20 protein-coding genes are annotated in these 21,544 nt (G+C 68.0%); 19 read left to right on the top strand and 1 reads right to left on the bottom strand.

The features are described 5' to 3' along the window. Positions 1-326 precede the first annotated feature (326 nt). The 19 genes from rho (at position 327) to ACIPEK_RS04585 (ending at position 19,223) form a co-directional block, all read left to right on the top strand. Entirely contained in the window at positions 327-2,348 is a 2,022-nt protein-coding gene (gene rho, locus ACIPEK_RS04675; RefSeq protein ID WP_383073062.1) for a transcription termination factor Rho, read from the top strand. 424 nt (positions 2,349-2,772) lie between these two features. Then, positions 2,773-3,876, top strand: a complete 1,104-nt coding sequence (locus tag ACIPEK_RS04670; RefSeq protein WP_401990553.1) for an LCP family protein — start codon at positions 2,773-2,775, stop codon at positions 3,874-3,876. Positions 3,877-4,018: 142 nt separating this feature from the next. Then, entirely contained in the window at positions 4,019-4,243 is a 225-nt protein-coding gene (gene rpmE, locus ACIPEK_RS04665) for a 50S ribosomal protein L31 (RefSeq protein ID WP_019764351.1), read from the top strand. 155 nt (positions 4,244-4,398) lie between these two features. Beyond that, positions 4,399-5,475 (top strand): peptide chain release factor 1, encoded by a 1,077-nt coding sequence (gene prfA, locus ACIPEK_RS04660; RefSeq protein ID WP_383073065.1) that lies wholly within the window; start codon positions 4,399-4,401, stop codon positions 5,473-5,475. Positions 5,476-5,517: 42 nt separating this feature from the next. Beyond that, positions 5,518-6,363, top strand: coding sequence for a peptide chain release factor N(5)-glutamine methyltransferase (prmC, locus tag ACIPEK_RS04655; protein WP_383073069.1), 846 nt, complete (start codon positions 5,518-5,520; stop codon positions 6,361-6,363). A gap of 64 nt (positions 6,364-6,427) precedes the next feature. Then, positions 6,428-7,075, top strand: a complete 648-nt coding sequence (locus ACIPEK_RS04650) for an L-threonylcarbamoyladenylate synthase (RefSeq protein WP_266357932.1) — start codon at positions 6,428-6,430, stop codon at positions 7,073-7,075. Then, on the top strand, positions 7,072-7,713 hold the full coding sequence (locus ACIPEK_RS04645; RefSeq protein ID WP_266357930.1) for a protein-tyrosine-phosphatase: 642 nt from the start codon (positions 7,072-7,074) through the stop codon (positions 7,711-7,713). The genes ACIPEK_RS04650 and ACIPEK_RS04645 overlap by 4 nt, the downstream gene beginning before the upstream one ends. Positions 7,714-7,870: 157 nt before the next feature. Further along, positions 7,871-9,136 carry a serine hydroxymethyltransferase gene (gene glyA, locus ACIPEK_RS04640; protein ID WP_401990548.1) on the top strand — a complete coding sequence of 422 codons (1,266 nt, stop codon included), beginning with the start codon at positions 7,871-7,873 and terminating at the stop codon, positions 9,134-9,136. A gap of 92 nt (positions 9,137-9,228) precedes the next feature. Further along, positions 9,229-10,614, top strand: a complete 1,386-nt coding sequence (locus ACIPEK_RS04635; RefSeq protein WP_401990545.1) for an MraY family glycosyltransferase — start codon at positions 9,229-9,231, stop codon at positions 10,612-10,614. Positions 10,615-10,878: 264 nt separating this feature from the next. Next, positions 10,879-11,316 (top strand): hypothetical protein, encoded by a 438-nt coding sequence (locus ACIPEK_RS04630; protein ID WP_383073076.1) that lies wholly within the window; start codon positions 10,879-10,881, stop codon positions 11,314-11,316. 225 nt (positions 11,317-11,541) lie between these two features. After that, positions 11,542-12,357 carry a F0F1 ATP synthase subunit A gene (atpB, locus tag ACIPEK_RS04625; RefSeq protein ID WP_383073078.1) on the top strand — a complete coding sequence of 272 codons (816 nt, stop codon included), beginning with the start codon at positions 11,542-11,544 and terminating at the stop codon, positions 12,355-12,357. Positions 12,358-12,431: 74 nt separating this feature from the next. Next, a complete protein-coding gene (locus tag ACIPEK_RS04620) occupies positions 12,432-12,677 on the top strand; it encodes a F0F1 ATP synthase subunit C (protein WP_383073080.1) in 246 nt (81 codons plus the stop codon). 46 nt (positions 12,678-12,723) lie between these two features. Beyond that, a complete protein-coding gene (locus ACIPEK_RS04615; RefSeq protein ID WP_401990811.1) occupies positions 12,724-13,269 on the top strand; it encodes a F0F1 ATP synthase subunit B in 546 nt (181 codons plus the stop codon). Further along, positions 13,266-14,081: a F0F1 ATP synthase subunit delta gene (locus tag ACIPEK_RS04610; RefSeq protein WP_401990540.1), complete on the top strand. Its 816-nt coding sequence runs from the start codon at positions 13,266-13,268 to the stop codon at positions 14,079-14,081. Before ACIPEK_RS04615 ends, ACIPEK_RS04610 begins: the two co-directional genes overlap by 4 nt. A gap of 138 nt (positions 14,082-14,219) precedes the next feature. Further along, positions 14,220-15,791, top strand: coding sequence for a F0F1 ATP synthase subunit alpha (atpA, locus tag ACIPEK_RS04605; protein ID WP_383039329.1), 1,572 nt, complete (start codon positions 14,220-14,222; stop codon positions 15,789-15,791). 3 nt (positions 15,792-15,794) lie between these two features. Next, positions 15,795-16,709: a F0F1 ATP synthase subunit gamma gene (locus ACIPEK_RS04600; protein ID WP_401990536.1), complete on the top strand. Its 915-nt coding sequence runs from the start codon at positions 15,795-15,797 to the stop codon at positions 16,707-16,709. Next, on the top strand, positions 16,709-18,151 hold the full coding sequence (gene atpD / locus ACIPEK_RS04595; RefSeq protein WP_351256312.1) for a F0F1 ATP synthase subunit beta: 1,443 nt from the start codon (positions 16,709-16,711) through the stop codon (positions 18,149-18,151). Before ACIPEK_RS04600 ends, atpD begins: the two co-directional genes overlap by 1 nt. Before the next feature lie 110 nt (positions 18,152-18,261). Further along, positions 18,262-18,636 (top strand): F0F1 ATP synthase subunit epsilon, encoded by a 375-nt coding sequence (locus tag ACIPEK_RS04590; RefSeq protein WP_277328391.1) that lies wholly within the window; start codon positions 18,262-18,264, stop codon positions 18,634-18,636. 140 nt (positions 18,637-18,776) lie between these two features. After that, entirely contained in the window at positions 18,777-19,223 is a 447-nt protein-coding gene (locus ACIPEK_RS04585) for a DUF2550 domain-containing protein (protein WP_401990808.1), read from the top strand. A gap of 323 nt (positions 19,224-19,546) precedes the next feature. Here ACIPEK_RS04585 and ACIPEK_RS04580 read toward each other — a convergent pair whose 3' ends face one another. Beyond that, the gene (locus ACIPEK_RS04580; RefSeq protein WP_401990532.1) at positions 19,547-21,424 is read right to left on the bottom strand and encodes a glycosyl hydrolase family 18 protein; all 1,878 of its coding nucleotides are present in this window, start codon (positions 21,422-21,424) and stop codon (positions 19,547-19,549) included. Positions 21,425-21,544: the final 120 nt, after the last annotated feature.

Here is a 21,544-nt window from a genome sequence, read left to right as displayed (position 1 = left end):
CTGCAACCGACGTCTATGTGGCGCGTTGCTTCGTGTCCCTTTCCGGGACCACCAATTCTTCCGGGAGCCTCCCCAACTGCCTGAGCAGCCTGCCTGAGCAGTTTCGTGCACGCTCCGGAACCGGCACGACACCCCTCGCTTGTCCAGGAGTGGGCCGAGCAGGGGGATGCTCGCGCCGGACCCATGCACACCTTCATCTCTCCGCCGTACCCGGCGGACCACCGCCCCGGCACGGTCCGCGATCCGCAAGATCACAGACCGCACTCGGACAGCACAACCGGTCGCCGAGCCAGAAGGCCGACGTCCGCTCCAGGGAAGGACCCTTCGTGAGCGACACCACCGATCTGATGGGCGTGACTGCCGACAAGAGCGTCGACAGCGCCGCCCCCGCCGAAGGTGCTGCCACTGGCACCACCACACGGCGCCGCCGCTCCGGCACCGGCCTTGACGGCATGGTCCTGGCCGAGCTGCAGCAGGTCGCGTCCGGCCTCGGCATCAAGGGCACTGCGCGTATGCGCAAGGGCCAGTTGATCGAGGTCATCAAGGAGGCGCAGGCCGGTAGCTCCGCCGCGCCCAAGGCCGCCGCGCCCGCCGCGGATGCCGAGACCAAGCCGAAGCGCCGTGCCACCTCCAAGGCGCGCACCGGGGACGAGTCCGCGGCCGCCGCGCCCGCCGAGAAGGCCGCCGCGCAGCAGCAGATCGACATCCCCGGCCAGCCGGCCAGCGACGACCAGCCCACGGGTGAGCGTCGTCGGCGCCGTGCGACCGCTCAGGCGGGCAGCCCGGAGAGCAAGGCGGAGAGCAAGCCGGCCGCCGAGGCCAAGGCGGAGACACAGGCCGAGCCGAAGAGCGACGACCGCACCGACGCCAAGGCCGAAGCCGCCGCCGACACGGCCGAGGGCCGCCGGGGCGACCGCCAGGACCGCGGCCAGCGGGGCGACCGTCAGGAGCGCGGCGAGCGCGGGGAGCGCCGCGACCGTCAGCGCGATCGCCGCGGCAAGGGCGACGAGCAGGGCGGTGGCCAGGGCCAGCAGGGCGGCCAGCGCCAGCAGCGTCAGGGCCAGGGCCAGCAGGGCGGCGGCCCGCAGGACGACGGTTACGACGACGAGGCAGGCGGTCGTCGCGGTCGTCGCGGCCGCTACCGCGACCGCCGTGGCCGCCGTGGCCGCGAGGAATTCGCCAGCGAGGTTCCCGTCTCCGACGACGACGTCCTGATCCCCGTCGCGGGCATCCTGGACATCCTCGACAACTACGCGTTCATCCGGACCTCCGGCTACCTGCCGGGCCCGAACGACGTGTACGTCTCGCTCGCCCAGGTCCGCAAGAACGGCCTGCGCAAGGGTGACCACGTCACCGGTGCGGTGCGCCAGCCCAAGGACGGCGAGCGTCGCGAGAAGTTCAACGCGCTGGTCCGCCTCGACTCGGTCAACGGCATGGCACCCGAAACCGGCCGCGGCCGCCCGGAGTTCCAGAAGCTGACCCCGCTCTACCCGCAGGACCGGCTCCGTCTGGAGACCGACTCCAACGTCCTGACGACGCGGATCATCGACCTGGTCGCACCGATCGGCAAGGGCCAGCGAGGCCTGATCGTGGCCCCGCCGAAGACCGGCAAGACCATGATCCTGCAGGCGATCGCCAACGCGATCACGGTCAACAGCCCCGAGTGCCACCTGATGGTCGTCCTGGTCGACGAGCGTCCGGAAGAGGTCACCGACATGCAGCGGTCGGTGAAGGGCGAGGTCATCTCCTCGACCTTCGACCGTCCCGCCGAGGACCACACCACCGTCGCCGAGCTGGCCATCGAGCGCGCCAAGCGTCTCGTCGAGCTGGGTCACGACGTGGTCGTCCTGCTGGACTCGATCACCCGCCTCGGCCGTGCGTACAACCTCGCGGCCCCGGCATCCGGCCGCATCCTGTCCGGTGGTGTCGACTCGACCGCGCTGTACCCGCCGAAGCGCTTCTTCGGTGCCGCGCGCAACATCGAGGACGGCGGTTCGCTGACCATCCTGGCCACCGCGCTCGTCGAGACCGGCTCGCGCATGGACGAGGTGATCTTCGAGGAGTTCAAGGGCACCGGCAACATGGAGCTCAAGCTCGACCGGAAGCTCTCGGACAAGCGCATCTTCCCGGCGGTGGACGTCGACGCGTCCAGCACCCGTAAGGAAGAAATCCTGCTCGGCAGTGATGAGTTGGCCATTGTCTGGAAGCTGCGCCGGGTGCTGCACGCGCTCGACCAGCAGCAGGCGATCGAGCTCCTCCTGGACCGGATGAAGAAGACCCAGTCCAACGCGGAGTTCCTGCTCCAGATCCAGAAGACGACGCCGGCTCCGGGCAACGGCAACGACTGACGTCATACCCGGATCGGCTGAATCACAGGGCCGCCCTCGTCACTCCGGTGACGGGGGCGGCCCTGCGTCGTAGGGCCCGCGAATGTGACGCAGTCGATTCGACCTTTTCGACCGATCCGAGACCTTCGCCACACAACCGCCACGACGACAGAGGCCACCACGATGTCTACACCTGGCAAGAAACCGCAGGTGAGCGCGGGATCACCAGCTGTTCATCGAGGTTGTGCGTCCCTTTTGTCCTCGCGTGGGCGTGACAGGTCGCTGTGCAACCCTTCTTCGTGCCGCGACGTCGTACGAAGTGGCAACAAGTTGCCAAAGCCGACAAAACCAGTGCCCGAACACCGCTGCAGGGGCCAGGGCCTGCCCGGCGGACCGGGGCCGGACAGGCCCTGGCCGGGAGAAGCCTGACGACCGAAGGAGACGGATGAGCGAGCAGAGCGGGAGCGGCGGCCGAATACGCCCCACCGGCAAACGCCGGAAGAGGCCTTCCCGTCGCCGCAGGGCGACGGTGATCGCCGCCTGGACCCTGGCCGGTGCCGTGGTCGTCGGCGGCGGCGGGCTCGGATACGCCTACTTCAAGCTCAACGGCAATCTCAAGGCCGTCGACATCAACGCGGCGCTCGGAAAGAACCGCCCCGACAACATCGACAACGGCTCCGAGGACATCCTCGTACTCGGCTCGGACTCCCGCTCCGGCGCGAACTCGGAGTACGGCGCCGACGAGGGTACGGCCCGTTCCGACACTGCGATGGTCGTGCACATCAACAAGGGTCACAAGAGCGCCTCCGTCGTCTCCATCCCGCGCGACACCCTCATCACCCGTCCCGACTGCACCAGCGACACCACGGGGCAGAGCGTCGCGGGCGAGCAGCGCGCGATGTTCAACACGGCGTACGAGGTCGGCGGACCGGCCTGCGCGGTCAAGACCGTCGAGTCCATGTCCGGCATCCGCATGGACCACTACCTCGAAGTCGACTTCACCGGCTTCAAGAAGCTCATCGACGAGCTGGGCGGCGTGAAGATCACCACCACCAGGGCGATCAACGACTCCAAGAGCCATCTGCATCTCGGACCCGGCACCCACACGCTCGACGGCGAGCAGTCGCTGGGCCTCGTCCGCACCCGCAAGAGCGTCGGTGACGGCAGCGACCTCGGCCGCATCCAGCTCCAGCAGGCGTTCATCAAGGCGTTGATGGAACAGGTCAAGAGCGTCGGGGTGTTCTCGAATCCGAAGACTCTCTTCGACCTCGCGAACACGGCGACAAAGGCCATCACCACCGACTCCGACCTGGGTTCGGTCGAGCAGCTCACCGGCTTCGCGAACGGCCTCAAGGGGCTCGGCTCGAAGAACGTCCACATGGTCACCCTGCCCGTGCAGTACGACCCGGCCGACCCGAACCGCGTCGTACCGCTGGAGGAGTCCGCCCGGCAGGTGTGGACGGCGCTCAAGCACGACAAGGCCATCCCCGCCTCCGCCACCGAGAAGTCGGCGGGCGACAAGGGCGTCGCGGGCAGCGTCGTCCAGTGACGGGACGGGCCGGGAATAGTTGCAGCCCGCCCCCGGTTTTGGGAGATACGGCCGGTCCTGGCAGACTGGTACGTCGGCCCCGGTTCACGGACGTGCAATCCGCGCGTACGACCCGGCGCCCTCCCGAACCTAGGAGAAACCCTTGAAGCGCGACATTCACCCCGAGTACGTCGAAACGCAGGTCAGCTGCACCTGTGGCGCGTCGTTCACGACCCGGAGCACCATCGACGGCGGCACCATCCGCGCCGACGTCTGCTCCGAGTGCCACCCGTTCTACACGGGCAAGCAGAAGATCCTCGACACCGGTGGCCGTGTGGCCCGCTTCGAGGCCCGCTTCGGCAAGGCTGCCGGCTCCGCCAGCAAGTAGCGAGCCACTGCGCCGGTTCTCGGCGCCCTCTTCCCGGGGGCGCCGAGACCGGCGTTTTTTTCCGGCCCGTGGTACGGGCCGTCCCCGTACCCGAGCCCGGACAGCAGCACGCCGTCCAGCAGGCACGTTTGAGTGAAGAAACCAGGAGCCCGAAGATGTTCGAGGCGGTCGAGGAACTGATCGGTGAACAGGCCGATCTTGAGAAGAAGCTCGCGGACCCGGCGGTCCACGCCGACCAGGCCAACGCGCGCAGGCTCAACAAGCGCTACGCCGAGCTGACCCCGATCGTCGGCACGTACCGCTCCTGGAAGCAGGCAGGGGACGACATCGGGACGGCGCGCGAGCTCGCCGCCGACGACCCCGACTTCGCCGCCGAGGTCAAGGACCTGGAGAAGCAGCGCGAAGAGCTCACCGAGAAGCTCCGCCTCCTCCTGGTCCCGCGCGACCCCAGCGACGACAAGGACGTGCTCCTGGAGATCAAGGCGGGCGCGGGCGGCGACGAGTCCGCCCTGTTCGCCGGAGATCTGCTGCGGATGTATCTGCGCTACGCCGAGCGCGTCGGCTGGAAGACCGAGATCATCGACTCCACCGAGTCCGAGCTCGGCGGCTACAAGGACGTCCAGGTCGCCGTGAAGACCAAGGGCGGAAACGGCGCCACCGAACCCGGCCAGGGCGTGTGGGCCCGGCTGAAGTACGAGGGCGGGGTGCACCGCGTGCAGCGGGTGCCGTCCACCGAGTCCCAGGGCCGTATCCACACCTCGGCCGCCGGTGTGCTCGTCACACCCGAGGCCGAGGAGGTCGACGTCGAGATCCACGCCAACGATCTCCGTATCGACGTCTACCGCTCCTCGGGCCCCGGCGGCCAGTCCGTCAACACCACGGACTCGGCGGTCCGCATCACACACCTGCCGACCGGCGTCGTCGCCTCCTGCCAGAACGAGAAGAGCCAGCTCCAGAACAAGGAGCAGGCCATGCGTATCCTGCGTTCGCGGTTGCTCGCGGCCGCCCAGGAAGCCGCCGAGCAGGAAGCTTCGGACGTACGACGCAGCCAGGTGCGTACGGTCGACCGTTCCGAGAAGATCCGTACGTACAACTTCCCGGAAAACCGGATCTCGGACCACCGCGTCGGCTTCAAGGCGTACAACTTGGACCAGGTGCTCGACGGCGACCTGGATTCCGTGATCCAGGCCTGTGTCGACGCCGACTCCGCCGCCAAGCTCGCCGCCGCATAAGACCGAGCCCGCCCCGCCCGTAACCCCGTACGGAGAACCGCGATGAACCTGCTGCTCGCCGAGGTGGCCCAGGCCACCCAGCGGCTGGCCGACGCCGGTGTCCCTTCACCGCGATTCGACGCGGAGGAGCTCGCCGCGTTCGTGCACGGCGTCAAGCGGGGCGAGCTGCACCGTGTGCCGGACGCCGACTTCGACGCCCGCTACTGGGAGGCCATCGCCCGCCGCGAGGCCCGCGAACCGCTGCAGCACATCACCGGACGCGCCTTCTTCCGCTACCTGGAGCTCCAGGTCGGACCCGGTGTCTTCGTCCCCCGCCCGGAGACCGAATCGGTCGTCGGCTGGGCGATAGACGCCGTCCGCGCGATGGATGTCGTCGAGCCGCTCATCGTCGACCTCTGCAGCGGATCGGGCGCCATCGCCCTGGCCATGGCGCAGGAGGTTCCCCGCTCGCGCGTGCACGCCGTCGAGCTCTCCGACGACGCCGTGAAGTGGACCAGGAAGAACGCCGAGGGGTCGCGGGTCACCGTCCACCACCAAGACGCGCTCACGGCCCTTCCCGAACTCGACGGCCAGGTCGACCTGGTCATCTCCAACCCGCCGTACATCCCGCTCACCGAATGGGAGTACGTGGCACCCGAGGCCCGTGACCACGACCCGGAGATGGCCCTCTTCTCCGGCGAGGACGGCCTCGACACCATCCGCGGCATCGAACGCACCGCACACCGCCTGCTGCGCCCCGGCGGCCTCGTCGTCATCGAGCACGCCGACACCCAGGGCGGCCAGGTGCCGTGGATCTTCACGGAGGAACGCGGCTGGGCCGATGCGGCCGACCATCCCGACCTGAACAACCGGCCGCGGTTCGCCACGGCCCGCAAGGCCATGCCGTGACCGGCGGCCACCACCCGCACGACCCGTACCCGTCATACCCGTACATGCTTGAGGAGGCCGGCTGATGGCACGGCGATACGACTGCAACGACGCGACCGACCGTACGACGGGTCTGCGTGAGGCCGCGTCGGCCGTCCGCCGCGGCGAACTGGTCGTGCTGCCCACCGACACCGTGTACGGAATCGGTGCGGACGCCTTCAGTTCCGAGGGCGTCGCCGACCTGCTGGACGCCAAGGGCCGCGGCCGCAATATGCCGACGCCCGTCCTGATCGGCTCCCCGAACACCCTGCACGGACTGGTCACCGACTTCTCCGAGCAGGCCTGGGAGCTCGTCGACGCCTTCTGGCCCGGCGCCCTCACGCTCGTCGCCAAGCACCAGCCGTCGCTGCAGTGGGATCTCGGGGACACCCGCGGCACCGTAGCGATCCGGATGCCGCTGCACCCGGTCGCCATCGAGCTGCTCACCGAGGTCGGCCCGATGGCCGTCTCCAGCGCCAACCTCACCGGACACCCGGCCCCCGAGGACTGCGACGCCGCTCAGGAGATGCTCGGCGACTCCGTCTCCGTCTACCTCGACGGCGGCGCGACGCCCGGCATCGTGCCCTCGTCGATCGTCGATGTGACCGGCAAGGTCCCCGTACTGCTGCGCGCCGGTGCGCTCTCCGTCGAGGAACTCCGCAAGGTGGTACCCGACCTCGAGGTGGCCAATTGACCGCCCCTGAGGGGCGTGGCATAGCGGGGCAGGCCGACACTTTCCGCATCCTCCACGTCAGCACCGGCAATGTCTGCCGCTCACCGATCACCGAGCGGCTGACCCGGCACGCCCTGGTGGACCGCCTCGGCGATCCGCTCAGCGGCGGACTGATCGTGGAGAGTGCGGGCACCTGGGGCCACGAAGGCGCCCCCATGGAGGCCAACGCCGAGATCGTCCTCGCCGACTTCGGCGCCGACACCACCGGCTTCGTCGGCCGGGAACTGCTCGACGAGCATGTGATCCGTGCCGACCTCGTGCTCACCGCCACCCGCGACCACCGGGCACAAGTGATCTCGATGGGTCACTCGGCCGGGCTGCGGACCTTCACCCTCAAGGAATTCACCCGGCTGGTCCGGGCCATAGACCCCGCCACGCTGCCCGACCCGCGCGACGAGGGTGTGGTCGAGCGCGCCCGCGCACTGGTCCGTGCCGCAGCCGCGCTGCGCGGCTGGCTACTGGCCCCCACCGTCGATGCCGACGAGGTGTACGACCCGTACGGCGCACCGATCACGTTCTTCCGGTCCATCGGCGACGAGATCAACCAGGCCCTCGACCCGGTCGTCACCGCACTGACCGGCGTACCCGCCCCGCACTGACGCCTGCGCCTGCGCCACTCTGACGGCCGTACACACGGGCCAGGTACCAGGGGGCCCAACGGGTGTACGGTGTCGCCGCACAGCAGGCAGGGGGCCCGTTACGGGCCTACATTGGAGCTGACGTCAGCGCACCCTTCCCCAGGCCCGGAGCCGTCAGATGCCGGTCACCACTCCTGCCGCACCCAACTTCGCCGCCCAGGCCGCCCTGCCGCAGGATTTCGGCGCCCTGCTCCGGGAGGACCCGGAGATGGCCGCCGTGCTGCTGGAGGAGCTGCACCGGCAGTCGAGCACCCTGCAGCTGATCGCCGCCGAGAACTTCACCTCGCCCGCGGTCCTCGCCGCCCTGGGCTCACCGCTCGCCAACAAGTACGCCGAGGGCTACCCCGGCGCCCGCTACCACGGCGGCTGCGAGCAGGCCGACGCCGCCGAACGCATCGCCTGCCGGCGGGCCACCTCGCTCTTCGGCGCCGAACACGCCAACGTCCAGGCGCACTCCGGCTCCTCCGCCGTCCTCGCCGCATACGCGGCCCTGCTGCGCCCCGGCGACACGGTGCTCGCGATGGGACTCCCGTACGGCGGGCATCTCACCCATGGCTCGCCCGCCAACTTCTCCGGCCGCTGGTTCGAGTTCGTCGGCTACGGGGTGGACTCCGAGAGCGGCCTGATCGACTACGAGCAGGTGCGCACCCTGGCCCGTGCGCACCGCCCCAAGGCGATCGTCAGCGGCTCGATCTCGTACCCCCGCCATCCCGACTACGAACTGTTCCGGGAGATCGCCGACGAGGTGGGCGCGTATCTCATCGCCGACGCCGCGCATCCGATGGGGCTGATCGCCGGGGGAGCGGCCCCGAGCCCCGTCCCGTACGCCGACGTGGTCTGCGCGACCACGCACAAGGTGCTGCGCGGTCCGCGCGGCGGGATGATCCTGTGCGGTGCGGAGCTGGCCGAGCGGATCGACCGGGCGGTCTTCCCGTTCACCCAGGGCGGCGCGCAGATGCACACGGTGGCCGCGAAGGCCGTCGCGTTCGGGGAGGCGGCCACTGAGGCGTTCGCCGCGTACACCCATCGGGTGGTGGCCCATGCCCGGGTGCTGGCCGCAGGTCTGGAGGCCGAGGGCTTCGAGGTCACCACGGGCGGCACGGACACCCACCTGATCGTCGCGGACCCGGCTCCGCTGGGCGTCGACGGACCCACTGCCCGCACCCGGCTGGCAGGGGCGGGCCTGGTGCTGGACACCTGCGCGCTTCCGTACGGGGACGCCCGGGGCATCAGACTCGGAACCGCGGCCGTCACCACCCAGGGCATGGAAGACGCCGACATGGCACGGCTGGCCGTGCTCCTCGGAGCGGCGGTACGTGAGGAGGGCGACATCCGCGCGGAGGTTCAGGAGCTGGCCCGGAAATATCCGCCCTATCCGGGGTAGACGTGGTCCGTGCAACCATCGGCCCGGCCTCCGTGTCCTCAACCATGAGCCCGACGTAGCTAAAGTGTGGGCTGAGATGGCCGGCGAAATCTATGGGGCAGCCCGTGCGTGATTACCTGCTGACGCTCTGTGTCACGGCCGCGGTTACCTATCTGCTGACCGGCCCGGTGCGCAAGTTCGCCATCGCGGTCGGGGCGATGCCCGCGATCCGTGCGCGTGACGTCCACCGAGAACCGACACCGAGGCTCGGTGGCATCGCCATGTTCGGCGGACTGTGCGCCGGACTGATCGTCGCGGACCATCTGTCCAACCTCGACAGCGTCTTCCAGTTCTCCAACGAACCGCAGGCGCTGCTCTCCGGGGCCGCGCTGATCTGGCTGATCGGTGTTCTGGACGACAAGTTCGAGATCGACGCACTGATCAAGCTCGGCGGGCAGATGATCGCCGCCGCGGTCATGGTCATCCAGGGCCTGACGATTCTGTGGCTGCCGATCCCCGGCGTCGGCACCGTCGCGCTCACCCAGTGGCAGGGAACGCTGCTCACGGTCGCCCTGGTCGTCATCACCATCAACGCGGTCAACTTCGTCGACGGCCTGGACGGTCTCGCGGCAGGCATGGTGTGTATCGCCTCCGCCGCGTTCTTCCTGTACACGTACCGGCTCTGGTACGGGCACATGATCGAGGCGGCGGCCCCCGCGACGCTCTTCACGGCGATCCTGATGGGCATGTGCCTGGGCTTTCTGCCGCACAACATGCATCCGGCCCGGATCTTCATGGGCGACTCGGGTTCGATGCTGATCGGCCTGGTGCTCGCGGCCGGTGCGATCTCGGTCACCGGACAGGTCGACCCGGACACGATGAAGCTCTTCGCCGGCAGTGAGCGCGAGGCCACCCAGGCGATGCTGCCGGTCTTCATCCCGCTGCTGCTGCCGCTGACCATCATTGCGATCCCGGCCGCCGACCTGGTGCTGGCGATCGTGCGGCGTACGTGGAACGGCCAGTCGCCGTTCGCGGCAGACCGTGGCCATCTGCACCACCGACTGCTGGAGATCGGCCACTCGCACAGCAGGTCCGTGCTGATCATGTACTTCTGGTCGGCCCTGATCGCCTTCGGCGCGGTCGGCTACTCCGTGCACTCGGCGTCCCTGTGGATCGTGCTGGTGATCATGGGGCTGAGCGCGCTGGGCCTCGTACTGCTGCTGATGCCCCGCTTCACCCCGCGGGCGCCGTACTGGGCGGAACGCTTCGTACCGCCCCGCTACCGCCGTCGCCGCGGCAAGGGCGAGGTGCCCGGGACGGAACCCTCATCCGCGCACGCGGCCCAACAGAGGGCGCTGGAAACGCAGATGAGGCAGGAGGAGCACGAGTCCCAGGAGCGGGCCCCGATCGTCGTGGGAGTCTCAGGCGTCAACGGGGCGACTGCCATCGGCCCCCGTTCGCGTTTTTCGGACAGAGACAGGGCCGATTCCGCACACTGACGATTCGGTCATCAAGGGGCAATACCAGACAACGCATTGAGTTGCCTTGCTCACACGCGCAACTTCACTCTCACGTGTGACAGTGGGCACACTTTCTTGGTAAAGACCTCATCAAATAGTTTGTGATACCGTTCACGAAGCCCGGTGACGGAGTTGAAGGACCTGAGTACCACGGTCTATCGGCCCGAGGCATCGACTCGGACCGGGCCTACGCTCGTCCATGACGACACCATTGCCCACCCACTGCAAAGCGGAGTTACCGCCATGCCGTACAACGACGCCCGGACTCTCCTCCAGACCGCCGTGCCCACCGCTGCCGCCGGCGCTGTCGCCGTCGCCGTCAGCGCCGTGGTCGCGGGCGGCAAGGGAGCGGTCGGCGCGGTCGTCGGGACGCTGGTCGTGATGCTCTTCATGGGCGTGGGGCTGGTCGTACTGGAACGTACCGCGAAGTCAATGCCGCATCTTTTCCAGGCAATGGGACTCGTGCTGTACACGACGCAGATCCTGTTGCTTTTCGTCTTCCTCGCCGTGTTCAAGAACACGACGCTGTTCAACCCGAGGGCCTTCGCCATCACCTTGGTCGCCACGACGATCGTGTGGCTCGCCGCACAGGTGCGCGCGTATCTGAAGGCCAAGATCCTTTACGTCGAACCGGACTCCTCCAAGGGCAACAAGCCCGAGAAGACCGGCTCTTCGGCGTGAAGGGTAGGGCCGGGATAAGGAGGCATTCGAGATCCTGCTATCGTCCGGTGCCAACTGCGGCACTGCGGGCGCGGGCATCCGAGCTGACGCCTGTTCCATCGCGAGGCTCATTGCCTGACAGCCGCCCCCACATCCGTATTACCAGTCCAGTGCCGACCAGCGGCTGCTCGCCGCGCCGACACAACGAGGTTGCCGTACCTATGCGCCACGCTGAAGGAGCCCGCGGTGAGTGCTGACCCGACGACGGTGCTCGCCTTCGAGACCGATTGCCACATCTTCAACGGATGCGGCTTCCCGGCTCCCGGCCTGCATTCCTTTCTGTTCAAGCCGCTGTTCACCGTCAACGGCATCGAGATCAACAAGCCGATGCTGCTGGTTGCGTTGACCACGATCATCGTCGTCGGCTTCTTCTGGGCGGCCTTCAACAAGCCGAAGGTCGTGCCCGGAAAGCTTCAGATGGTGGCCGAGGCGGGTTACGACTTCATCCGTCGCGGCGTCGTCTACGAGACGCTGGGCAAGCGCGAGGGCGAGAAGTACGTCCCGCTGATGGTCTCGCTGTTCTTCTTCATCTGGATCATGAACATCTGGGCGATCATTCCGGTCGCACAGTTCCCGGTGCCCTCGGTCATCGGCTATCCGGTGGCCCTCGCGGCAATCGTCTACGTCCTCTGGCTGAGCATCACGTTCAAGCGCCACGGCTTCGTCGGCGGATGGAAGAACATCGCGGGCTACGACAAGTCGCTCGGCCCGGTCCTTCCGGTGGTCATGCTGATCGAGGTCTTCTCGAACCTGCTGATCCGCCCCTTCACGCACGCGGTACGACTCTTTGCGAACATGTTCGCCGGGCACGTACTGCTGCTGATCTTCACCATCGCGAGCTGGTACCTCTTCAACGGCATCGGCATCGCCTACGCCGGCGTCTCGTTCGTGATGACCATCCTGCTGACTGCCTTCGAGCTGTTCATCCAGGCGCTGCAGGCTTACGTCTTCATCCTCCTGGCCAGCAACTACATTCAGGGCGCTCTCGCCGAGCACCACTGAATCAGCCAGCCCCATCCCGACAGTCGTCCGGTGGCCAACCCCCACCGGTTCGTGAAAGAGAAGGAAGAAACGGCATGTCCGCTCTCCAGACCCTCGCCGCCACCCACATCACCGGCAACCTCGGCTCGATCGGCTACGGTCTCGCCGCCATCGGCCCCGGTGTCGGCGTCGGTATCATCTTCGGTAACGGCACCCAGGCACTGGCCCGCCAGCCCGAGGCCGCCGGTCTGATCCGTGCGAACCAGATCCTTGGCTTCGTCCTCTGTGAGGCGCTCGCCCTGATCGGTCTCGTCATGCCGTTCGTCTACCCGGTCAAGTAATCGCGGCATACACCACTGCCCCGATTCGACGAAAGGCAATGAAGTGATCGCCTTCCTAGAGCTGGCGCAAGAGGGGGAGCCTCAGAACCCCCTCATGCCGGCGATCCCCGAGATCGTCATTGGCCTGATCGCCTTCGCCATCGTCTTCGGTTTCCTCGCGAAGAAGCTTCTCCCGAACATCAACAAGGTTCTGGAAGAGCGTCGCGCGGCCATCGAAGGCGGCATGGAGGAGGCCGAAGCCGCCAAGTCCGAGGCGCAAAGCGTTCTTGAGCAGTACAAGGCCCAGCTTGCCGAGGCCCGTCACGAGGCCGCGCGCCTGCGCCAGGAGGCGCAGGAGCAGGGCGCCGTGATCCTGCAGGAGATGCGGGCGGAAGGCCAGCGGCAGCGCGAGGAGATCATCGCTGCCGGCCATGCCCAGACCGAGGCCGACCGCAAGGCTGCGGCTTCCGCGCTGCGTCAGGACGTGGGCAAGCTCGCCACCGACCTGGCCGGCAAGCTCGTGGGCGAGTCCCTCGAGGACCACGCCCGGCAGAGCGGCACCATCGACCGGTTCCTCGACGAGCTCGAGGCGAAGGCCGAGGCTGTCCGATGAACGGCGCGAGCCGCGAGGCACTGGCTGCCGCACGTGAGCGTCTCGACGCGCTGACCGACCACACGTCGGTCGACGCGGCGAAGCTCGCCGAGGAGCTGGCCGCCGTGACGGCGCTGCTTCAGCGCGAGGTCTCACTGCGGCGGGTCCTGACCGACCCGTCGCAGGCCGGCGAGGCCAAGGCCGAGCTGGCCGGACGACTGCTGCGCGGTCAGGTGGGCGGCGAGACCGTCGACCTGATCTCCGGCATGGTCCGCTCCCGCTGGTCGCAGTCGCGTGACCTGGTCGACTCGGTCGAGGAACTGGCGAACACCGCAGACCTCACCGCCGCCCAGCGCAACGGAGACCTCGACGACGTCGAGGACGAGCTGTTCCGGTTCGGCCGGATCGTCGCCTCCGACAAGGAGCTGCGCTCCGCGCTCACCAACCGGTCCGCGTCCACCGCCGCCAAGAGGGAGCTGCTGCACAGCCTGCTCGGCGGCAAGGCACGGCCCACCACCGAGCGCGTCGTAGTGCGGCTTGTCACCCAGCCGCGTGGACGTAGCCTGGAAGCGGGACTCGAGTCCCTCTCCAAGCTTGCCGCGGAGCGCCGGGACCGCATGGTCGCCGTGGTCACCTCGGCAGTGCCGCTGAGCGATCAGCAGAAGCAGCGTCTCGGCGCCGCACTGGCGAAGATCTACGGACGGCCGATGCACCTGAATCTCGATGTGGACCCCACGGTCCTCGGCGGGATCGCGGTGCGGGTCGGTGACGAGGTCATCAACGGCACCATCGCGGAGCGCCTCGAAGAGGCGACCCGTCGCATGGCCGGCTGACGAACACAGCGCAGCAACAGAACAGAGCAAGACCAGCGGCCCGGTTGGGCCGTGCAGAAATTGCAGAAGATTCCTGGGGGTCGGCCCCCAGACCCCCTTAAGAAACTTCGGGCCCAACAAGGAGAGCAGGGAACCCAGATGGCGGAGCTCACGATCCGGCCGGAGGAGATCCGGGACGCGCTGGAGAACTTTGTCCAGTCGTACAAGCCGGACGCGGCCTCGCGCGAGGAGGTCGGTACTGTCAGCGTTGCCGGCGACGGCATCGCGAAGGTTGAGGGTCTTCCCTCGGCCATGGCGAACGAGCTGCTGAAGTTCGAGGACGGCACCCTCGGTCTCGCCCTCAACCTCGAGGAGCGCGAGATCGGTGCGATCGTCCTCGGCGAGTTCAGCGGCATCGAAGAGGGCCAGCCGGTGCAGCGCACCGGTGAGGTGCTCTCCGTCGGCGTCGGCGAGGGCTACCTCGGCCGCGTCGTCGACCCGCTCGGCAACCCGATCGACGGTCTCGGCGAGATCGCGACCGACAGCCGCCGCGCCCTCGAGCTGCAGGCCCCTGGCGTCATGGTCCGTAAGTCGGTGCACGAGCCGATGCAGACCGGCTACAAGGCCGTCGACGCCATGGTGCCGATCGGCCGCGGCCAGCGTCAGCTGATCATTGGTGACCGTCAGACGGGTAAGACCGCTCTGGCCGTCGACACGATCATCAACCAGCGCGACAACTGGCGCTCGGGCGACGTGAACAAGCAGGTGCGCTGCATCTACGTCGCCATCGGTCAGAAGGGTTCCACCATCGCCTCCGTGCGTGGTGCCCTGGAAGAGGCCGGCGCGCTCGAGTACACGACCATCGTCGCCGCCCCGGCGTCCGACCCGGCCGGCTTCAAGTACCTGGCGCCGTACACCGGTTCGGCCATCGGCCAGCACTGGATGTACCAGGGCAAGCACGTCCTGATCATCTTCGACGACCTCTCGAAGCAGGCCGACGCCTACCGCGCCGTATCGCTTCTGCTGCGCCGTCCGCCGGGCCGCGAGGCCTACCCGGGCGACGTCTTCTACCTGCACTCGCGTCTGCTGGAGCGCTGCGCGAAGCTCTCCGACGAGATGGGCGCCGGTTCGATGACGGGCCTCCCGATCGTCGAGACCAAGGCGAACGACGTGTCGGCGTTCATCCCGACCAACGTCATCTCCATCACCGACGGCCAGTGCTTCCTGGAGTCCGACCTGTTCAACGCCGGTCAGCGTCCGGCCCTGAACGTCGGTATCTCGGTCTCCCGTGTCGGTGGCTCCGCCCAGCACAAGGCCATGCGCCAGGTCTCCGGCCGACTCCGTGTCGACCTCGCCCAGTACCGCGAGCTGGAGGCGTTCGCCGCCTTCGGTTCCGACCTGGACGCGGCTTCGAAGGCGTCGCTGGAGCGCGGTAAGCGCATGGTCGAGCTGCTGAAGCAGCCGCAGTACGCACCGTTCCCGGTCGAGGAGCAGGTCGTCTCCATCTGGGCCGGTACCAACGGCAAGATGGACGACGTCCCGGTCGAGGACATCCGTCGCTTCGAGAGCGAGCTGCTGGAGTACCTGCGCCGTGAGCGCAAGGACCTCCTGACCAGCATCGCCGAGGGCGCCAAGATGTCCGACGACACGCTGCAGGCGATTGCCGACGCGGTCGCCGCCTTCAAGCAGCAGTTCGAGACCTCGGACGGCAAGCTGCTGGGCGAGGGCTGATCGATGGGCGCTCAGCTTCGCGTTTACAAGCGCCGCATTCGCTCCGTCACCGCCACGAAGAAGATCACCAAGGCGATGGAGATGATCGCCGCTGCGCGCATCGTCAAGGCGCAGCGCCAGGTGGCGGCGTCGACGCCGTACGCGACCGAGCTCACACGCGCGGTGACCGCGGTGGCGACCGGCTCCACCACCAAGCACCCGCTGACCACCGAGGCCGACGCTCCGGCGCGGGCCGCGGTCCTGCTCGTCACGAGCGACCGCGGTCTGGCCGGCGGTTACTCCTCCAACGCCATCAAGGCCGCGGAGCGACTGACCGAGCGGCTCCGCGGTGAGGGCAAGGAGGTCGTCACGTATGTGATCGGCCGCAAGGGTGTCGCCTACTACGGATTCCGCGAGCGCAAGATCGAGGATTCGTGGACGGGCTTCACCGACAGCCCGACGTACGCGGATGCGAAGCGGGCCGCGGCCCCGCTGATCGAAGCGGTCACCAAGGAGACCGCCGAGGGCGGCGTGGACGAGCTGCACATCGTCTTCACGGAGTTCGTGTCGATGATGACGCAGAACCCGGTGGACAACCGGATGCTGCCGCTCAGTCTCGACGCCACGAAGAAGGAGGACGGCAAGGGAGAGATCCTGCCGCTCTTCGACTTCGAGCCGTCGGCGGAGGACGTCCTCGACGCCCTGCTTCCGCGGTACGTCGAGAGCCGGATCTACAACGCGCTGCTGCAGGCCGCTGCTTCCGAGCACGCTGCCCGCCGCCGCGCGATGAAGTCGGCCACCGACAACGCCGGTGAGCTCATCAAGAGCCTCTCCCGGCTTGCCAACGCGGCCCGCCAGGCCGAAATCACCCAGGAAATCAGCGAGATCGTCGGTGGTGCCAGTGCGCTGGCCGACGCGACCGCGGGGAGTGACAAGTAATGACGACCACAGTTGAGACGGCCGTTGCCACGGGCCGCGTCGCCCGGGTCATCGGCCCGGTCGTCGACGTGGAGTTCCCCGTCGACGCGATGCCGGAGATCTACAACGCGCTGACCGTCGAGGTGGCCGACCCGGCCGAGGACGGCAAGCTCAAGAAGCTGACGCTCGAGGTCGCCCAGCACCTCGGTGACGGCGTGATCCGCGCGATCTCGATGCAGCCCACCGACGGTCTGGTCCGCCAGGCCCCGGTGACCGACACGGGCGCCGGTATCACGGTTCCCGTCGGCGACATCACCAAGGGCAAGGTGTTCAACACCCTTGGCGAGATCCTGAACAAGCCCGAGGCCTCGGCCGAGATCACCGAGCGCTGGCCGATCCACCGCAAGGCGCCCAGCTTCGACCAGCTCGAGTCCAAGACCGAGATGTTCGAGACCGGCGTCAAGGTCATCGACCTTCTCACCCCGTACGTCAAGGGTGGAAAGATCGGCCTGTTCGGTGGTGCCGGTGTCGGCAAGACCGTTCTGATCCAGGAAATGATCTACCGCGTCGCCAACAACCACGACGGTGTGTCGGTGTTCGCGGGCGTCGGTGAGCGTACCCGTGAGGGCAACGACCTCATCGAGGAAATGTCCGACTCGGGCGTCATCGACAAGACGGCACTCGTCTTCGGTCAGATGGACGAGCCGCCGGGCACGCGTCTTCGTGTGGCGCTGGCCGGTCTGACCATGGCGGAGTACTTCCGCGATGTGCAGAAGCAGGACGTGCTCTTCTTCATCGACAACATCTTCCGGTACACCCAGGCCGGCTCCGAGGTGTCCACCCTGCTCGGCCGTATGCCGTCCGCGGTGGGTTACCAGCCGAACCTGGCCGACGAGATGGGTCTGCTGCAGGAGCGCATCACGTCGACCCGCGGTCACTCGATCACCTCGATGCAGGCGATCTACGTCCCCGCGGACGACCTGACCGACCCGGCCCCGGCCACCACCTTCGCCCACCTCGACGCGACGACGGTTCTCTCCCGTCCGATCTCCGAGAAGGGCATCTACCCGGCCGTGGACCCGCTGGACTCCACGTCCCGGATCCTGGACCCGCGTTACATCGCGCAGGACCACTACGACACCGCCATGCGGGTCAAGGGAATCCTGCAGAAGTACAAGGACCTCCAGGACATCATCGCCATTCTCGGTATGGACGAGCTCGGCGAGGAGGACAAGCTCACGGTCTTCCGCGCCCGTCGCATCGAGCGCTTCCTGTCCCAGAACACCCACGTCGCCAAGCAGTTCACCGGCGTGGACGGTTCGGACGTTCCGCTCGACGAGTCGATCGCCGCGTTCAACGCGATCGCCGACGGTGAGTACGACCACTTCCCGGAGCAGGCGTTCTTCATGTGCGGTGGCATCGAGGACCTCAAGGCCAACGCCAAGGAGCTCGGCGTCTCCTGAGCCCATGGCTCACCGAGGGGGGCGGGTGCGTCCCGTCCCCCTCACCACGCCCCGTAGAATTGACCCAACACCCGGCATGAACGGCCGGGTGGTGACCCGAGGAGCCACCCTTGGCTGCTGAGCTGCACGTCGAGCTGGTCGCCGCGGACCGCAGTGTCTGGTCCGGCGAGGCCACCCTGGTCGTCGCGCGCACCACGTCCGGCGACATCGGCGTCATGCCCGGTCACCAGCCGCTTCTGGGTGTGCTGGAATCGGGCCCGGTGACGATCCGTACGAGCGATGGCGGGACCGTGGTCGCCGCTGTGCACGGCGGTTTCATCTCGTTCGCGGACGACAAGCTTTCGCTGCTCGCGGAGATCGCGGAGCTGGCGGACGAGATCGATGTCCAGCGCGCCGAGCGTGCGCTGGAGCGTGCGAAGTCGGACACGGACGCTGCCTCCGAGCGGCGCGCCGAAGTGCGACTGCGTGCGGTGGCGGTGCACTAGCGCACCGCGACACGTAGCTTTACCCTCAGCCGCGGCCCGAGCTGGAGACCACTCCAGACCGTGCCGCGGCTGAGGCGATGCAGGTGCAGGTGCAGTTCTGGCGGTATCCGTTACTCGACGACGCGAGGAGGTCGGTGGAGATGTTCCTCGCGCTGTGGGTGGGCGGGCTGGTCGTCGCCCTGATCGCGGTTGGTCTCTTCGTCTTCGGTCTGCGCCGGCGGCTGATTCAGCGCTCCGGTGGGACCTTCGACTGCAGCCTGCGATGGAATGTGCCGGAGGAACCCGATCTCTCGGGCAAGGGCTGGGTGTACGGGGTCGCCCGGTACAGCGGCGACCAGATCGACTGGTTCCGGGTCTTCTCGTACGCTCCCCGCCCGCGCCGGGTCCTGGAGCGTTCCGCGATCGAGGTGGTCGCCCGTCGGCTGCCCGAGGGCGAGGAGGAACTGGCGCTCCTGTCCGACGCCGTGGTGCTCGGCTGTCTCCATCGTGGGACCCGCCTGGAGCTGGCCATGAGCGAGGACGCGCTGACCGGATTCCTTGCCTGGCTGGAGGCGGCTCCGCCCGGCCAGAGGGTGAACGTGGCCTGAGCCCGAGGTCCGTACGACGTGGCCTCGGAGGGTGCTGAAGATCTTGGCCGGGCTCGCGACGCCCGGCACGCACATCTGCGGCGTTGCCGGAACGCCCTGATAGCTCCTTCCCCGAGCTCTCAGCTTCGTTCGAGCAGGGGAGACCCATTCGAGGACACTCCGGCGCCTTGCTGCTGCACGCACCGAACGCCGCTCCCTGATCCGGCCAAGATCTTCAGCACCCTCCCAGGCCCGTGTCGCAGTCGACGAAAAACCGGGGAGACAGGGGGCGGACCTGTCTCCCCGGCTGCTTTCCGGGGTTGTGCGCGGTACTGAGTGGGGGCTTACTTCAGACCGTTGTTGATCGCGCCGACGAGTTCACCGTTGGCGGTGTCACCGCTGAACTCCCAGAAGAACGCGCCTCCCAGGCCCTGGCCCTTCGCCCAGGTCATCTTGGACGCGATGGTGGCCGGGGTGTCGTAGCTCCACCAGTTGGTGCCGCAGTGCGCGTACGCGGTACCGGCGATCGTGCCGGTGGCCGGGCAACTGGTCTTCAGGACCTTGTAGTCCTCGATGCCCGCCTCGTACGTACCGGGGGCTGCTCCGGTGGCGGTGCCGCCGGGCGCGTCCTGGGTGACACCGGTCCAGCCGCGGCCGTAGAAACCGATGCCGAGCAGCAGCTTCGAGGCCGGGACGCCTTGGGCCTTCAGCTTGGCGATGGCCTCGGCGGAGTTGAAGCCGGCCTGCGGGATGCCGCTGTAGGAGGTGAGCGGGGAGTGCGGGGCGGTCGGGCCCTTCGCCTCCCAGGCACCGAAGAAGTCGTACGTCATCACGTTGTACCAGTTCAGGGACTGGGCGGCGCCTGCGTAGTCGGTGGCGTCGATCTTGCCACCGGTGGAGGCGTCGGCGGTGATGGCGGCCGTCACCAGGTTGTTGCTGCCGAACTTCGTGCGCAGCGCCGAGGTGATTGCCTTCAGGGCGGCCGGACCGCTGGTGTCGCAGGTCAGACCGCAGGCGTTGGGGTACTCCCAGTCGACGTCGATGCCGTCGAAGACATCGGCCCAGCGGGGGTCCTCGACCAGGTCGTAGCAGGACTGGGCGAACGCGGCCGGGTTCTTCGCGGCCTCGCCGAAGCCGCCGGACCAGGTCCAGCCGCCGAAGGACCACAGGACCTTGATGTTCGGGTACTTCGCCTTGAGCTTGCGCAGCTGGTTGAAGCTGCCGCGCAGCGGCTGGTCCCAGGTGTCGGCGACGCCGTCGACGGACTTGTCGGCGGTGTACGCCATGTCGTAGTCGGCGTAGGCGTCACCGATTGCGCACTTGCCGCCGGTCACATTGCCGAAGGCGTAGTTGATGTGCGTGATCTTCGCGGCCGAACCCGAGGTGTCCAGTTTCTTGACGTGGTAATTCCGGCCGTAGACACCCCAGTCGGTGAAATAGCCGAGGTTGACCTTGCCGCCGGTGCCGGGGTCGGGGTTGCCGCCGCCACCGGTGGTGTGGACCTTGACCGCGCCGCTGACCGGACCGGTCTGGTCGGCGGTGTCACGGGCCTGCACGGTGTACGAGTAGTCCGTGCCCGCGGTGAGACCGGTGTTGGTGTACGTCGTACCGGTGACCGTGGCGACGACGGCGCCGTCGCGCAGCACATCGTAGTTCTTGATGCCGTTGTCGTCGGTCGCCGCGGTCCAGCTCAGTTTGACCGAGGTGTCGGTGATGCTGCTCGCGGTGGGGGTGCCCGGCGCGGAGGGGGCGTTGTCGCCGGGGACGCTGCCGCCGTCGCAGGAGGCGCCGTTCAGCTTGCAGCCGGTGGGGGCGCCGGAGCCGGTGCCGTTGAAGCCGAAGGAGACGCTGGCGCCCGGTGCGACCGAGCCGTTCCATCCGACGTTCTTGGCGGTCCAGTGGGTTCCGGAGCTGGTGACGGTGGCGTCCCAGGCGGAGCTGACCGTGGTGCCCGAGGGAAAGTCCCACTCGATGGTCCAGGAGGAGAGGGCGGTGGTGCCGGTGTTCTTCACCGTCCACTGGCCTTCGAAGCCGCTGCCCCAGTCGGACTTCTTGAGGTACGTGGCGGTTGCCGAGGTGGCGGCTTCGGCGGGGGAGGCCAGGCCGATCATTGCGGCGAGCGGGAGAAGCAGTGCGGTGAGGCCCGCGACCGCTCTGGATCTGGTGGCTCGTCCGGTCCCGAGTCTGAATCGGGGCCGGCGTAGGGGGGTTTCAGTGCTCAACGGTGCTCCTCGGGTGAGGTCCGGACAAACGGGGGGTGGTCCGTGGACTGCAAACCCTGCGCCGCCCTGAGCACGCCTTGTCATGGCGCACTCACCGCAGTGTGCTCGGTGAGATTAGGA

The organism is Streptomyces sp. NPDC088246 (genome assembly GCF_044741025.1).
GTDB lineage: Bacteria > Actinomycetota > Actinomycetes > Streptomycetales > Streptomycetaceae > Streptomyces.
The sequence above is the reverse complement of the archived record's forward strand: the minus strand, read 5'-3'. Positions and strand labels throughout refer to the sequence as shown.